Source organism: Neisseria sp. HMSC069H12 (assembly GCF_001812735.1).
Lineage (GTDB): Bacteria > Pseudomonadota > Gammaproteobacteria > Burkholderiales > Neisseriaceae > Neisseria > Neisseria subflava.
In genome coordinates this window covers 104,720-118,674 of sequence record NZ_KV810287.1, presented here as the reverse complement: position 1 = coordinate 118,674, position 13,955 = coordinate 104,720, and the positions used below count along the sequence as shown (strand labels likewise).

General features: G+C 48.0%; 14 protein-coding genes. All 14 read right to left on the bottom strand.

The genetic code is table 11. The annotated features are described in order from the left end of the window. Positions 1-2: 2 nt before the first annotated feature. The 14 genes from nqrE to HMPREF2872_RS07500 all read right to left on the bottom strand — a co-directional run bounded on the left by nqrE (position 3) and on the right by HMPREF2872_RS07500 (position 13,537). Positions 3-596, bottom strand: a complete 594-nt coding sequence (gene nqrE / locus HMPREF2872_RS07565) for an NADH:ubiquinone reductase (Na(+)-transporting) subunit E (protein ID WP_003684365.1) — start codon at positions 594-596, stop codon at positions 3-5. 3 nt (positions 597-599) lie between these two features. Further along, positions 600-1,226: an NADH:ubiquinone reductase (Na(+)-transporting) subunit D gene (locus tag HMPREF2872_RS07560; RefSeq protein ID WP_049352534.1), complete on the bottom strand. Its 627-nt coding sequence runs from the start codon at positions 1,224-1,226 to the stop codon at positions 600-602. Then, positions 1,226-2,002 carry a Na(+)-translocating NADH-quinone reductase subunit C gene (locus HMPREF2872_RS07555; RefSeq protein ID WP_070632663.1) on the bottom strand — a complete coding sequence of 259 codons (777 nt, stop codon included), beginning with the start codon at positions 2,000-2,002 and terminating at the stop codon, positions 1,226-1,228. Before HMPREF2872_RS07555 ends, HMPREF2872_RS07560 begins: the two co-directional genes overlap by 1 nt. Next, a complete protein-coding gene (locus HMPREF2872_RS07550) occupies positions 1,995-3,227 on the bottom strand; it encodes an NADH:ubiquinone reductase (Na(+)-transporting) subunit B (protein ID WP_070632661.1) in 1,233 nt (410 codons plus the stop codon). The genes HMPREF2872_RS07555 and HMPREF2872_RS07550 overlap by 8 nt, the downstream gene beginning before the upstream one ends. 2 nt (positions 3,228-3,229) lie before the next feature. Then, the gene (locus tag HMPREF2872_RS07545; RefSeq protein WP_070632659.1) at positions 3,230-4,573 is read right to left on the bottom strand and encodes a Na(+)-translocating NADH-quinone reductase subunit A; all 1,344 of its coding nucleotides are present in this window, start codon (positions 4,571-4,573) and stop codon (positions 3,230-3,232) included. A gap of 337 nt (positions 4,574-4,910) precedes the next feature. After that, positions 4,911-6,329, bottom strand: a complete 1,419-nt coding sequence (locus tag HMPREF2872_RS07540) for a sodium:proton antiporter (protein ID WP_070632656.1) — start codon at positions 6,327-6,329, stop codon at positions 4,911-4,913. A 445-nt stretch (positions 6,330-6,774) separates the two neighbouring features. Beyond that, positions 6,775-7,134, bottom strand: coding sequence for a YbaN family protein (locus HMPREF2872_RS07535; RefSeq protein ID WP_070632654.1), 360 nt, complete (start codon positions 7,132-7,134; stop codon positions 6,775-6,777). 14 nt (positions 7,135-7,148) lie between these two features. Beyond that, positions 7,149-7,745 carry a DUF1415 domain-containing protein gene (locus HMPREF2872_RS07530; RefSeq protein WP_070632652.1) on the bottom strand — a complete coding sequence of 199 codons (597 nt, stop codon included), beginning with the start codon at positions 7,743-7,745 and terminating at the stop codon, positions 7,149-7,151. A gap of 117 nt (positions 7,746-7,862) precedes the next feature. Continuing rightward, the gene (locus HMPREF2872_RS07525; RefSeq protein WP_003684427.1) at positions 7,863-8,345 is read right to left on the bottom strand and encodes an Lrp/AsnC family transcriptional regulator; all 483 of its coding nucleotides are present in this window, start codon (positions 8,343-8,345) and stop codon (positions 7,863-7,865) included. Positions 8,346-8,738: 393 nt separating this feature from the next. After that, complete coding sequence (locus tag HMPREF2872_RS07520) at positions 8,739-9,197, bottom strand: pilin (RefSeq protein WP_070632648.1); 459 nt, start codon at positions 9,195-9,197, stop codon at positions 8,739-8,741. A gap of 128 nt (positions 9,198-9,325) precedes the next feature. Next, the gene (locus HMPREF2872_RS07515) at positions 9,326-9,871 is read right to left on the bottom strand and encodes a pilin (protein ID WP_070632645.1); all 546 of its coding nucleotides are present in this window, start codon (positions 9,869-9,871) and stop codon (positions 9,326-9,328) included. A 161-nt stretch (positions 9,872-10,032) separates the two neighbouring features. Further along, the gene (locus HMPREF2872_RS07510; protein ID WP_070632642.1) at positions 10,033-10,239 is read right to left on the bottom strand and encodes a hypothetical protein; all 207 of its coding nucleotides are present in this window, start codon (positions 10,237-10,239) and stop codon (positions 10,033-10,035) included. A 423-nt stretch (positions 10,240-10,662) separates the two neighbouring features. Further along, on the bottom strand, positions 10,663-13,221 hold the full coding sequence (glnD, locus tag HMPREF2872_RS07505) for a [protein-PII] uridylyltransferase (RefSeq protein ID WP_070632639.1): 2,559 nt from the start codon (positions 13,219-13,221) through the stop codon (positions 10,663-10,665). A 19-nt stretch (positions 13,222-13,240) separates the two neighbouring features. After that, complete coding sequence (locus HMPREF2872_RS07500; RefSeq protein WP_003680870.1) at positions 13,241-13,537, bottom strand: helix-turn-helix domain-containing protein; 297 nt, start codon at positions 13,535-13,537, stop codon at positions 13,241-13,243. Between the last annotated feature and the right edge of the window lie 418 nt (positions 13,538-13,955).

Genomic DNA, 13,955 nt, shown 5'->3' with positions numbered 1-13,955 from the left:
TCTTATAACTGGATGCCGGAGAACGACATAAACGCCATTGCCATCAGGCCAGCGGCGATAAAGGTAATGCCCAAGCCTTTGAGGCCTTTAGGGACATCCGAATATTTCATTTTTTCGGTAATGCCCGCCAAAGCGACAATAGCCAAAAGCCAGCCTAAACCTGCACCAAAACCGTATACAACGGACTCACCGAAGTTGTATTCGCGTTGCGCCATAAACGATACGGCACCGAAAATCGCGCAGTTTACGGTAATCAGAGGCAGGTAGATACCTAATGCGTTATAGAGGGCAGGGACGAATTTATCCAAGAACATTTCCAAAATCTGCACCAAAGCGGCAATCACACCGATGAAGGTGATGAATTTCAGGAAGGTCAGGTCCACACCTTCAACCAGCGCGCCGTCTTTCAACAGCGAGTAAACCAGTTGGTTGGCTGGGACGGACAGGCCGAGTACGAAAGTTACAGCCACGCCCAAACCGAATGCAGTGGATACTTTTTTAGATACCGCCAAAAATGTACACATCCCCAAGAAGAAGGAAAGTGCCATGTTTTCCAGAAAGACGGATTTTACAAAGAGGCTTAAGTAATGTTCCATGTGTTATTTCTCCGCCTGTTCAGGTTTCCAAGTGCGCAGACCCCATACCAAGAAGCCGATGATAAAGAACGCACTAGGGGCGAGCAGGAATAAGCCGTTGGTTTGATACCAGCCGCCATCTTGTACGGTTTGGAAAATGGTGTAGCCAAAGAGCTTGCCTGAGCCGATCAGTTCGCGGATGGTTGCGATGATGATCAGCATCATGCCGTAACCTGCGCCGTTGCCGATACCGTCAACCAAGCTCTCCAAAGGAGGCTCTTTCATGGCGAATGCTTCGGCACGGCCCATCACGATACAGTTGGTAATAATCAGGCCGACGAATACGGACAGCTGTTTGGACAGCTCATAAGCAAAGGCTTGGAGCAGTTGGTCAACCAGCGTTACCAAGGAAGCAACAATCGCCATTTGCACAATAATACGGATGCTGTTGGGGATGTAGTTGCGTACCAAAGAAATGAAGAAGCTGGAAAAACCGGTTACTAAACTGACGGAAATACCCATTACGATGGCCGTCTGAAGTTTGGTGGTAACCGCCAAAGCCGAACAAATACCCAAAACTTGCAAGGCAATCGGGTTGTTGTCGATAAAGGGTGAAAACATCAAATGTTTCAAGCGTTTCATGTCAGCCATTATTGTGCTCCTGCTGATTTCAATTTGTTCAGGTAGGGGATATAGCCGTTTTCGCCGAACCAGTAGTCGAACGAACCTTGCACACCTTTAGACGTCAGCGACGCGCCGGAGAGGGCATCTACGCCGTGTTCTTTGTCTGAGCTTGCGCCTTTGCCGACGTGCAGGGCAAATTTGCCTTGTTCGTTAAACAGTTTTTTGCCGACGAATTTTTGTTGCCACAGAGGGTTGCCGATTTCGCCGCCCAAACCCGGAGTTTCGCCTTGGTCGTAGTAGGTAATGCCGTTGATGGTGTTGCCGTCAGGTTGAATGGCGACAAAACCGTACATGACAGACCACAAACCGTTGCCGTGCATAGGCAGGATGATTTGGCTGACTTTACCGTCTTCGCCTTTTACCAAGTAAACCTCAGTGTATTTGGCACGGCTTTTGATGCCTGCCAAATCGTCTTCAGGTTTGATTTGGATGCTTTGGGCAGGGTCTTTGCCGGCAACGCGTGCGCTGAAGTCTTTAGGCGCATCGGCGACGTATTCGCCGGTTGCCAAGTCCACGACACGTTGCTCGATACGCTCGGCAAAGGTTTTGCTGATGTCGGTGTTTTTATCCATCAAACCAGCTACGCTCAAGATATAGCCTTGTTTGTCTTGGAGTTTTTGTTTCTCTTGGATGGGTTTCAAGCCGACGACCGCACCAGCAACGATGATGGAACAAATCAGGCTGACAACCAATACCACAATCAGCGTGCCGTTGAAGCTGTCTTTATCGAATTTCTTAGCCATTGCTGCGCGCCTTTCTGCGTTTGATGTTCGCTTGTGCGACGAAATAGTCGAAAATCGGGGCAAACAGGTTGGCAAACAGAATCGCCAACATCATGCCTTCGGGGTAAGCAGGGTTGACCACGCGGATCAATACGCACATTACGCCGATTAGCGCGCCGTACCACCATTTGCCGACATTGGTAAAGGAAGCGGAAACGGGGTCGGTTGCCATAAACAGCATACCGATGGCGAAGCCGCCGACGACCAGATGCCAGTACCAAGGCATGCTGAACATCGGGTTAGTGTCTGAACCGATGACGTTAAACAGCGAAGACATGGCAATCATACCGATCATCACGCCGGCAATAATGCGCCAAGAAGCGATGCGGGCAAACACGATAAACGCGCCGCCAATTAAAAGCGCCAAAGTGGATACTTCGCCGATGGAACCGGGCAGGTTGCCGATAAACGCATCCATCCAAGTGATGGATTTACCGGTAACGGCATTTTGCAGGCCGTCTGAACCGTATGCCGCCCACTGAGCCAACGCAGTTGCGCCGGAATAACCGTCAACCGCCGTCCAAACGGTGTCGCCGGTAATATTCGCAGGATAGGCGAAGAACAAGAAGGCACGACCTGCCAGCGCGGGGTTCATAAAGTTTTTACCCGTACCGCCGAACACTTCTTTCGCAACCACCACGCCGAAGGTAATACCCAAGGCAGCCTGCCACAGCGGCAGCGTAGGCGGAACGATTAAAGCGAACAGAATCGAAGTCACGAAGAAACCCTCGTTGATTTCATGTTTGCGTACAGTGGCGAACAAGACTTCCCAGAAACCGCCGACGATAAATACGGTTGCGTAAATCGGCAGGAAGTAAATCGCGCCGAACAGCATTTTGCTCAATACGCCCGCTTCAGACGACATATTGATGCCCAAAGCGTTGGCAAGGGCGTAATGCCAGTCGTTGGCGATATTTTGTTGCAGCAAATCAGGCGTTAACGCACCGAATGCCTGTACGCCGACGTTGTACATACCGTAGAACATGGCGGGGAACAAAGCCAGCCACACCAAAATCATCATGCGCTTGGAATCGAGCGCATCGCGGACGTGGGCCGCTTTGCGCGTTACCGCGCCGGATGTATAGAAAATCGTCGCTGCAGCTTCGTAGAGGGCATACCATTTTTCATGTTTGCCGCCCGGCAGGAAGTGCGGTTCGATTTTTTCAAGAAAATGTTTCAAGCCCATAATCAGCCTTCCTTCTCAATGGTTTCCAGCACCTTGCGCAACAGCGGACCGTATTCGTATTTGCCCGGGCAGACGAAGCTGCACAAAGCGAGGTCTTCTTCATCCAATTCCAAGCAACCCAGTGCCTGAGCGCTATCGGTATCGCCGACGATTAAATCGCGCAAAAGCAAGGTAGGCAGGATGTCCAACGGCATTACGCGCTCGTAAGTGCCGATCGGTACCATGGCGCGGTCGCCGCCGTTGACAGCTGTGTTGAACTTGAAGAGTTTGTTTTTCAGGAAATGGCCGAGGGTTGTGCGCGTGATGGAGTATTTGTCCGGCTGCGGCGCAACCCAGCCGAACAGCTCTTTGCTGCGGCCTTCTTCGATAACGGAAATCTGATTGTGGTAGCGGCCGAGGTAATCGTGCGCGCCTTGTGCAATCGCGCCGTTCAATACTGAGCCGGAAATCACGCGGTTGTCTGCGTCAACCAATTCGCCCGCAGTAATTTGCGATACTTTCGCACCCAAAACGGTACGCAAGAGGCGCGGTTTGTTGACTTGAGAGCCACCCAAGGCAATCACGCACTTGGTGTTCAGACGGCCTGTTGCAAACAAACGGCCAATGGCAATCACGTCTTGATAATTGATGGTCCAAACAGTTTTGTTCGCACCGACTGGCTCGATGAAATGAATGTGCGTGCCACTCAAACCGGCAGGATGTGGACCGCCAAATTCATGTGTTTCGATGTTGGCAACGTTTTCAGACGGCACGTCTGCGCCTGCTGCTTTACACACATGGATTTTACGTTCGGTCAGGCGGCTCAATACCAACAGGCCGCGTTTGAAGTCTTCGGCGGCTTCTTTGATGATGACTGTAGGATCGGCAGCCAGCGGATTGGTGTCCATCGCATTGACGAAGATGGCGAATGGTTCTGCATCGACGGCAGGGATTTTGCTGAACGGACGGGTACGCAGTGCAGTCCACAAACCGGATTGGATCAGGTTGCGGCGCACTTCTTCGCTGCTCAATTTTGCCAGCGCTTCAGGTGCGTAGCGTTCGAACTCGATTTCGTCGTTGCCTTCAACGGCAATTACGACTGACTGAAGTACGCGCTTTTCGCCACGGTGAATCGCGGCGATTTTGCCTGAAGTCGGAGCAGTAAATACTACGCCCGGATTCTTTTTGTCTTCAAACAGCACTTGGCCTTTTTTGACGGCTTCGCCTTCCTTGATTTTCATCGAGGGGCGCATGCCGACATATTCTTCGCCAAGCAACGCGACTTCGGTAATGGCCGGGCCGTCATAAATGACTTGCTCCGGTCTGCCCGCGATAGGCAGGTCTAAGCCTTTTTTTATCTTAATCATAAGGATGCGTTACTTTTTGGTGGGTTGAGATTCGGATGTCGGATTGTTTTTTCAGACGGCATGTAATGCTTTGAAACAAAGGATGGGCCGTCTGAAAAAAGCAGAGGTTTGCTATAAAAACAACGAATAAACGCAAACAACAAAGCTTTAGATTTTATCAGGTATAGGCTGCTTTATGTCAGTTTTACGCTTATTTTTACGGGAAAAGTGGGAAAAAAGTAGGAATGTGTAATCGAGTGTTAAGAGAAATAATTTTTAACTGATTGATATTTAAACGCTATGTTTGATGATATAGCTGAAAATAAAAGGCCGTCTGAATTTCAGACGGCCTCTAAGTTTAAAAGAGCTGCCAAACGAAGAAAATCATCGTATGCAGGGCAAACAGTGGTACCAATACAATTACCGACCATGCCATGTAGCCGAAGAAGGAAGGCATCGGTACGCCGCGTTGTTCGGCAATAGCTTTGACCATGAAGTTCGGCGCATTACCGATATAAGTGAGCGCACCCATAAATACGGAACCCATGGATACTGCCAGCAGCGAATGGAACAGATGGCCTGTCATCAAGGCTTGGGCATCGCCACCGGCCATATTGAAGAACACCAAATAAGTCGGCGCGTTATCCAAGAATGCCGACAAAATGCCACTCATCCAGAAATACATTACATTAATCGGATTGCCTGCCGCGTCGTGAACCAAAGAAACAACGGAAGCCAATGCGCCTGTTTCGCCGGCTTTCAAAATCGCCAAAACAGGTGAAATCGTAATGAAAATACCCAAAAACAGTTTGCCCACTTCGGCAATCGGCTCGAAGTTGAACTCATTACCTGCGCGTACCTGTTTGGGCGTAATAATCCAAGATACGGCGGTCAAAGCCAGCAAAATGCCATCGCGCATCAGGTTTTGCAAGGCGTAATGGCTGCCTAAGATTTCAAAGCCCGGATGATTTGGTTTCCACAAACCGGACAGCAAAACCGCGCCGACTACACCGGCCAGTAACAGAAAATTCCATTTGCCGTAAATTTTGACTTTGTCTTCTTTATCGGAAGGAGCAGGAGCAAGGTGTTCGCTTTGTTCACGGTTGAAGTGTTGGCTGTCGATGATGTAGAAAACGGCCAGCAAAACCACAGAACTGATCAATACAGGCATCAGCATGTGTTTGACCGTCCACATGAAATCTACGCCTTTCAGGAATCCTAAGAACAGAGGAGGATCGCCTAAAGGAGTCAGACCGCCGCCGATATTCGCCACCAAGAAAATGAAGAAAATCACGATGTGAACGCGGTAGTGGCGTTTATGGTTGGCTTTCAAAAGCGGACGAATCATCAACATCGCCGCGCCTGTCGTCCCCATGATGGACGACAAAGCCGTGCCGACTGCCAACAGGGTTGTGTTCAATTTGGGCGAGCCGTGCAAGTCGCCGCTGACAAAAATACCGCCTGAAATGGTATAGAGTGCCAAAAGCAACAGGATAAAGGGGATATATTCTTCAACCAACGCATGGGCAACGGTATGTACGCCGGCTCCGAAACCAAAGGTTACGATAAACGGCGTTAAAAACAGCAGCGTCCAAAACGCTGTAATTTTGCCGAAGTGATGGTGCCAAATATGGGAGAAAAACAGAGGCCCGAGTGCAATAGACAAGAGAATCAGTGCAAACGGCAGACCCCAAAGCAGGCTTGCGGATGAGCCGTTAAAATCGGATGCCGCAGCAGGAAGGGCGGCAAGAAGCAGTGAAAATGAGAGATAGCGCATGGTATTTCCTTTTTATTCTGTTGCGCCGTGAGGAACTTCGTTGAGAGAGCACGGCGGTGAAATATTCAGGCCGTCTGAAAATATCCAGACGAACTGCGCGGTTGTGTCAGGGGAAAGTATAACGCAAAGCAAGTGTTAAGGGACGGTTTAGAGTGTTGGAATCAAAAGAAATGTTGATACAAATAAAGGAATAAAAGCAATGGGAGTAGTTGGAAGTAGTAAAAAAATGTTTTTGAAACAGGAGCTTGAAACCTTGAAAATAATACTATCGAAAAAATGTTTTGAATTAATTTTAGCTAAAATTTACATTTAATTGAATAAATGGAGGCCGTCTGAAAAATGAGGGTTGAATAGTGTGTTTTAGTTCTTACTGATTGTTTTAATGGATAAATTGGGTATGAAAACAAAAAAAAACAGGTAAGCAAAAATGCCCACCTGTTTTAATTTATGCTTCCGGCCGTAACCACATCCACACAGCCACGCAGCTACAGAAGACTGATGATACAGCACCAATCCACCAGCGTTCTGGAAATTGCCAAAACATAAACAGGCAAGAAAGGGCCATCATGCCGATAGCGAAGAACTTTGCCTTGCGCGGCACGGCGCCATTATTTTCCCAGTTTTGTATGATCGGGCCGAAATGGCGGTGATGATACAGCCAATTGTGAAAGCGCGGCGAAGCTTTTGCCCAGCAGGCGGCGGTCAATAAAATGAAAGGCGTAGTCGGCAGTAATGGCAGGAAAATGCCGATAATGCCCAAGACAAGCGACAATGCGCCGCAAAAAATCAATAAATAGCGAACCATCTTCCCGTCACCAATTATTTATTTTCAGACGGCTTGTGATGTGGAAATGGACAACGCGGAATGTCTAATTTATCCCAGCCCTCATGCCCCATTTTTTCCAGTAGTGCGATATTGCGGTCGAAAATTGCCGAGGCATCAGGAAATGCTTCAGCCGCTTTGGCAATACTGTCTTCACGAATCAGATGCAAGGTCGGGTAGGGCGAGCGGTTGGTGTAGTTGCTGATGTCGCCGGCTTCAGTGCCTTCAAATTGAAAATCGGGATGGAACGGCGCAATTTGGACAATGCCTTCCAATTCGTTTTCTATAACCGCATCGTCGGCAATTTCCAGCATTTGGTTGAAGGTTTCAAAATCAGGGAATAGCGTCGGATGAACCAGTAAAGTGGTTTCCAATTCCGAAGCGGGTGTATTGCCCAGAAGCTGCAATTCACGATCCAAGTCCTCAAGGAAACCGTCCAAATGACGGGCTTCGCTGACAACGATGCGAACCAGGTTTTTAACGTGCGGCGCTTTGGCAAACGGGCAGAGATTCAGCCCGATAACGGCTTTTTCCAGCCATTGTTTGGTATGTTCTGAAACAGTATCGATATCGAGATGGGCAGTGTCAGTCATAGTAAAAGCTTATGTGAATTATTCTTAAAAAGTATACAAGTGTATGGGCTTGAAAGCAAACCATTGGAATTCAAAAGGCCGTCTGAACAACAGACGGCCTTTATCAGTTTCAAATCATTAATCCTGAACCAAATGAACCAAAGGCAGAGCAGTCGTGTTTTTAATTTCTTTCAACACAAAACTCGATTGCGCATCTTGCACGCCGTGGTGTGAAAGCAACGTGTCCAAAACAAAATGTGAAAACGCGTTCATATCGGTAAAGAACGCATGGAGCAGATAATCGGTTTCGCCCGTTAAAGCAAAGCAGCTCAATACTTCCGGCCAAGCGCGGACAGATTCTGAAAAATCCTCGCGCGCATCTTTTGCCTTGCTAATTGAAACACGGATAAAAGCCTGCAAACCCAAGCCTAAAGATACGGGAGAAAGCTGGGCCGCGTATTTTTGAATAATGCCCGCATCTTCAAGTTGTTTGAGACGGCGCAGGCAGGGAGAAGGGGAGAGCGCCACCTTTTCAGAAAGTTCAACATTGCTCAACCGCCCATTTTCCTGCAAAACCTGCAGAATCTTTAAATCCGTTTTATCCAAGTTTAGATGAGGCATGATGGTTCTCCCAATGTAGGTAATGTATGTTTTAAAAATGAAAAATGCTTAAAAATAAAGACTTGTATGGTTAAATTATATATTGAGTTCAGATAGGCGACAAATTGTCTTATAAGGAGTGTTGCGAATTTGTTTTATGTAGTGGTGAAAAGATGAAGGCCGTCTGAAACTAATCTAGATCAAAGTTTTATGTCATATTAGGATTGGATATAAAGAGGCCGTCTGAAAATGAATTTCAGACGGCATTTATTTTCGTAATGTGATCATTCAGGCTCTTAATGACCGTGTTTTGGAGAGTTTTGTTCTTTTGCTTTGATTCGTTTTCCGCGTTTGTATTTGGCTTTGTTTGGGGTGTTTTCTTCGCAATGTATTTTTGTGTTTTGGGAAATAAGCTTACAGGCTCTGTTTGCAGGATACAGGAAGGAATTGTGTATCCATGGTGCCACCGCAAGACCAAACTGTTGTGCCTTTAGTAGCACCTGTTTTTGCAAAACTTGGTGTCAGGTGGATTTCAGTATTCTTCACAGGAACAGCAGCTTGATTACCGATGGCGACAACAATAGTGCCGTTATCTTCAATACGGACAATCTTTACATAGTTACCGACTTTATTGTCGTCTGAAGCGAGTTGCTTGATATTGAGGTCAAGCGGCAAGCTGCCTTTATTTGCATAGGCTTCTTCAACATAGCTTTTCATGCTGCCGGCCAGCATAATGCCTTCTGCTACTTGTGCTCTGGCAACATAGTTTTGGTATGCAGGAAGAGCCGCTACTGCCAAAATGCCGATAATGCCGATAACAATCATCAACTCAATCAGGCTAAAGCCGATTTGGGCTTTGCGTAGTTTTTTCATTTTTTTGAGTATGTCGTTTTCTTATTTTTATTTTATAAAGCAAATCCCATAATCCTTATGGGATTTGCTTTGAGTCGAATATCTTTTGTTAGATATTTAAATTAACCACCTGTTCAAGAACCACCTGTTCAAGAACCACCTGTTCCAGAACCACCTGTTCCAGAACCACCTGTAGTAGCATCAGGACGGCAAGAGGAAGGCAAGAATTTTGTAGCTACGCCATCTGTTCCGCCTGGAGTACTACAAGTCCAAGTAAAGGAGCCGTTAGCAGTTGCACTGGCAGTTGTACCAGGAGTAGCACTGGCAGTGGCAGTAGTGGCATGAGGAGTAAGGGATACGGTTTTGCCTTCAATTTGCTTATTTACGTTATTACTTTTCATTTTGGCAGTAATAACACCGTTACCACCAACTTCTACTTTTTCAACATATTTACCTGTAATATCGGCAGCAGCTGCAATACCAGCCTCTGTATTACTAGTAGGCCATTTACCTTTATCTGCATAGTATTCAACAACAGCAGACTTTTGACCTTCCATCAATAAGATGGCTTCAGAAACTTGGGCACGTGCAGTGTAGTCTTGGTATGCAGGCAGGGCGATAACTGCCAAGATGCCGAGAATCGCGATGACGATCATCAATTCGATCAGGGAGAAACCTTTTTGGATTGCTTTCATTGTTTAAAATTCCAGTTTAAAAATGTGAATAATTGTGTTTAAGTAAAAAGTCCGTAATGTGCTTGGCACTATGTATTATGAGTAAACCATAAGTAAGAAGGAATATACAGCTTCCGTCGGGCTTGCTGCTTTGAGGCTTGGGCCTTATCGGATGTGTTGTTTCAAGCAGTCAGTGTGCCAAGTGTGGAAATTAGGCTGAAAATTTTATTTTTTATTTTTTGTTTATTGTTTTTATTGGGATTATTTTTTAATTTTAAATTTTGTGAGGTTTTGTTTGAAAGTTTCAGGATTTTAGGGAAATTAGGGGGTTGACGTTTTTTGTCAGTTTTGTGTTTTTTGTGACAGAGAGTGTGTGCAAGTTTGGGCATGTGACGTTTTTCGTCAGAAATTAAGCTTGACTCAATAATATGTTAATTGATTTAGATAGACGGTATTTTTATGGATTAATCGGTGAGTTTAATATTTTGTGATTTTATTTTTTTGTTTTTTATGGGTTTTATTTTGTATGCGTATTTTGTTTGAATACGGATAAGGAGAAAATTTGGAAGGAAGGATTTTTGAAGAAGGTTTGGTGTAATAGGTGAATGAAAATTTGTTATTGGAATTATATCCATTTGTATTATGATTTTAGAATGTAGTTTTATGTCAGAAGGAAGTTCTGGTTTTAAATTTTAAGGCTTTGGATTTCTTGAGTGTTTTAGAAGGGTATATTCAAGATGTTTATATTTTTGGGTGCGATTAGGGTGAGCAAAAAATGCTCACCCTATGTTTTTAAGATGTTCAGACGGCCTTTATGGGGTCAAGACTTCGATCAATGCCTGTTTTAGGGTGTTTTGGGTTTGCGGGTCTTGTAGGGATGGGCTGTAGGTAATGAAGCTGTCCTCAATGCGCTGATCCAAGGTGGTTATTTTGGCGTAGCGCAGGCTGATGTTGTGTGCAAAGAAGGTCTCGGCGATATCGGCGAGGAGATGGGGGCGGTTGACGGCGGTGATGTCTATGGTGTGCCAGCCGGGATAATCTTCTTCGGGGGTGATGATTACGGTAGGCGGAATGGGAATGTGGCGGATGCGGCGGCTGATGTGCGGGCGGCCGCTTTGTTTTTGGACGGTGGTATTGCCGTGGATGAAGCTGTTGAGTTCGGCTTCGAGTGCGCTTTGACGGTCGGGATATTCTTCGGGCGGGAGATTGTCGGGAAGTTGCAGGATAAAGGTGTCAAGGATGTAGTCGTGCTCGGTAATGAAGGCACGGGCGGCTTGGATGTCGAAGCGGTGGCTGCTGAAGATGCGGCAGAGGCGTGCGAAGAGGCGGTCGCCATTGGGCATGAATACCATGACTTGAAGGCTGTTGCTTTGGGGAAGGATGCGGCTGCGGACGGCCGGACTTTCGGTGTCGTAGGCGAGGTTTGCGGTGTGCCAGAGGATTTCCCGTGTCTGATGGCGGACGTAGTATGCGCTGCCGAGTATGCGGCGGAGTTTTTGTTGGTTTTTGAGGGGAACGGCCGCGCGCGTGAGCTGATCGGTCGAGGCTTGTTCGCGTCGGTTGGGGAGGCGTTCGGGATCGTGGTGTTTGCTGTTTAAAACGGCGGCGGTGCTGTGGTAGAGGGTTTGGAGCAGGCTGGCGCGCCATGTGTTCCAAAGTTTGGGGTTGGTGCCGCGGATGTCGGCAATGGTAAGCAGGTAGAGTGCGTCGAGGTATTCGCGTGTGGGAATGCGGCGGCAGAAAGCTTGGAGGACATGGGGATCTTGGATGTCTTCTTTTTGGGCAACAGTGGACATGAGCAGGTGGTTTTCAACCAGCCATGCGAGGAGGTGGCTTTCTTCTTCGGTGTAGTAGTGGTTGGCGGCGAATTGTTGTGCGTCTTTGATGCCTTCTTTGGCGTGATCGCCGCCACGGCCTTTGGCGATGTCGTGCAGCAGGGCGGCGGTGTAGAGGACATATGGTCGCGGATAGGCCTGCATGATGGCGCTGGCCTCGGGCATTTCGTGGCTGTGGGTTTCGATGGCGAGACGGCGCATATTGCGGACGACGGTCAGGATGTGGTCGTCTACGGGGTAAATATGGAAGAGGTCGTGTTGGAGCAGGCCGGTGATTTTTTCCCATGCGGGGAGATAGCGGCCAAGTACGCCGTAGAGGTTGAGAAAACGGAGGGTTTGGGTAAGGCCGGTGCCGTGTTTGAAGAATTGGATGAAGCGGCGACGGTTTTCTGGATTTTGGGTGAAACGGGTGTTGATTTTTCGTGTGGCCGCCCACCATGCACGCAGGGTTTGCGGCTCGATGGTGGTGATGTTTTGCTCCTGCATGGTTTGGATGATGGTGAAGATGTGTTCAGGATTTTGTTCAAACAGGGCAAGGTCGTTGGCGGCGATTTGGTGGCCGATGCGTTTGTAGCGGCTGTCGATGGGGTGGATATGTCGGGGACGGCTGGAGGTTTGATGGTTTTTGAGAACCGGAATGAGGATGCCGTTGAGTTGTTTGATGGCTTTGGTGGCACGGTAGAAGGTGTGCATTAGGGCTTCGCTTCGGCCGCGGATGTCGGGTTGGGTATAGCCTAAGCTTTCGGCAACTTGGGACTGGTAGTCGAAAAGCAGTCTGTCTTCAGGGCGGTCAGCAGTAAGGTGGAGATGAATGCGGATGTTGGCAAGACGGCGATAGCCATGGGCCAGCATGCCGGCTTCGGTGCGTGTGAGGACGCCGGCAGTAACGAGGGCGGTGGGGTTGCTGTCTATGCCTTGTGCTTTGGCTGTCCAAATCAGGGTGTGGATGTCGCGCAGGCCGCCGGGGCAGGTTTTGATGTTGGGTTCGAGTTGTGCGCCTGTGCCTTGGGATTTGGTATGGCGTTGCTCCATTTCGAGGAGTTTGGCTTCGATGAAGGCGGCTGTGTCGCGGCGTGTGTTGAGTTTGTTTAGAAGTTGGGCGGTAAGGTTGGCATTGCCTTGTAGGTGGCGTGCTTCAAGAAAGGCGGTTTCACCGGTAATGTCGTTTTGGGTGCTTTGGAGGATTTCTTCTATGCTGCCGCTTTTGATGGCGGGATTGAGGCGTGCGTCCCAAAGGGTTTGGATAAATTGGGCGGTTTGTTGTTGCAGGCCGTCTGAAAATGGGGCCAAAGAAATAATCGCTAAGTCCCAGTCGGAATGGGGATAGAGTTCGCAACGCCCAAAGCCGCCGATGGCAATCAGGCTGATGTCGTTGCTGTCGGGGAAGTGGATTTGCCAGAGGGTTTGCAGCAGGGTTTCGGCAGCGGCGATATGGTCGCGGAAGTAAGCGGTAGGGCGGTTGTTTTGGCGGTAGGCAGTTTCTGCTGCTGCTTTTTGCTGCTGGTAGGTTTGGATGGCTTGTTGGGCGGCGGTCATGATGGTATCTGGCTGTAAATTAGGCTTGGGTATCGGCAGGCTCGGTCATTTGGCGGAGCATTTCTTGCGGCGGAAGGAGGAGTTTGTAAGGGGCGATTTTAAGCGCGGATGCGATTTTTTCGATGTTGGAAAGGGCGATGTTCCAGCGTTTGCGCTCGACGGCGGAGACGTAGGTACGGTCAAGTCCGCATTGGCGCGCCAGTTCTTCTTGCGACCAGCCGTGATTGACGCGATAGAGGCGCATGTTGTAAGCGATAACGGCGCGGAGGTCTTGCGGATCGGGCAGGCTTGGAGGGGGAGTGAGTTTATTGACCATGGTATTTTGAGTTTGTGGTTTGAACGATAAGGGGATTTTATACTATTTTTGTGAGGGGAAAGGAAAGGCCGTCTAAAAGTTTTCAGACGGCCTTAAAGAGGGTAGGTATAAAAAAAAAGGGGGTGGCTTTCGGCCACACCCAAACACACACACATCAAGAGGAAAGAAAAATCATTTAATAAGAGAGCTGGCTCTTATAGAGGAAAACTGGATGATTCGGGCTTGATCCTGAAGTATTGAAAGGCATTATAAATGAAAATAGGGTTGGGGTATTGATACAGGTCAATTCGGGCTTGATTTAGAAAATATATTTTTAGGATAGTGGAAATAAATTAAAAATAAGGTTTGATTGTGAATAAAAGTCATTAGGCCGTCTGAAAAATGGGTTTCAGACGGCCTGATTGGTTTAAAGGCTGCT

Excerpts from the sequence above, each read along its gene's own strand:
- nqrE (WP_003684365.1), bottom strand. The coding sequence starts at position 596 with ATGGAACATTACTTAAGCCTCTTTGTAAAATCCGTCTTTCTGGAAAAC.
- HMPREF2872_RS07560 (WP_049352534.1), bottom strand. The coding sequence starts at position 1,226 with ATGGCTGACATGAAACGCTTGAAACATTTGATGTTTTCACCCTTTATC.
- HMPREF2872_RS07555 (WP_070632663.1), bottom strand. The coding sequence starts at position 2,002 with ATGGCTAAGAAATTCGATAAAGACAGCTTCAACGGCACGCTGATTGTG.
- HMPREF2872_RS07550 (WP_070632661.1), bottom strand. The coding sequence starts at position 3,227 with ATGGGCTTGAAACATTTTCTTGAAAAAATCGAACCGCACTTCCTGCCG.
- HMPREF2872_RS07545 (WP_070632659.1), bottom strand. The coding sequence starts at position 4,573 with ATGATTAAGATAAAAAAAGGCTTAGACCTGCCTATCGCGGGCAGACCG.
- HMPREF2872_RS07540 (WP_070632656.1), bottom strand. The coding sequence starts at position 6,329 with ATGCGCTATCTCTCATTTTCACTGCTTCTTGCCGCCCTTCCTGCTGCG.
- HMPREF2872_RS07535 (WP_070632654.1), bottom strand. The coding sequence starts at position 7,134 with ATGGTTCGCTATTTATTGATTTTTTGCGGCGCATTGTCGCTTGTCTTG.
- HMPREF2872_RS07530 (WP_070632652.1), bottom strand. The coding sequence starts at position 7,745 with ATGACTGACACTGCCCATCTCGATATCGATACTGTTTCAGAACATACC.
- HMPREF2872_RS07525 (WP_003684427.1), bottom strand. The coding sequence starts at position 8,345 with ATGCCTCATCTAAACTTGGATAAAACGGATTTAAAGATTCTGCAGGTT.
- HMPREF2872_RS07520 (WP_070632648.1), bottom strand. The coding sequence starts at position 9,197 with ATGAAAAAACTACGCAAAGCCCAAATCGGCTTTAGCCTGATTGAGTTG.
- HMPREF2872_RS07515 (WP_070632645.1), bottom strand. The coding sequence starts at position 9,871 with ATGAAAGCAATCCAAAAAGGTTTCTCCCTGATCGAATTGATGATCGTC.
- HMPREF2872_RS07510 (WP_070632642.1), bottom strand. The coding sequence starts at position 10,239 with ATGCCCAAACTTGCACACACTCTCTGTCACAAAAAACACAAAACTGAC.
- glnD (WP_070632639.1), bottom strand. The coding sequence starts at position 13,221 with ATGACCGCCGCCCAACAAGCCATCCAAACCTACCAGCAGCAAAAAGCA.
- HMPREF2872_RS07500 (WP_003680870.1), bottom strand. The coding sequence starts at position 13,537 with ATGGTCAATAAACTCACTCCCCCTCCAAGCCTGCCCGATCCGCAAGAC.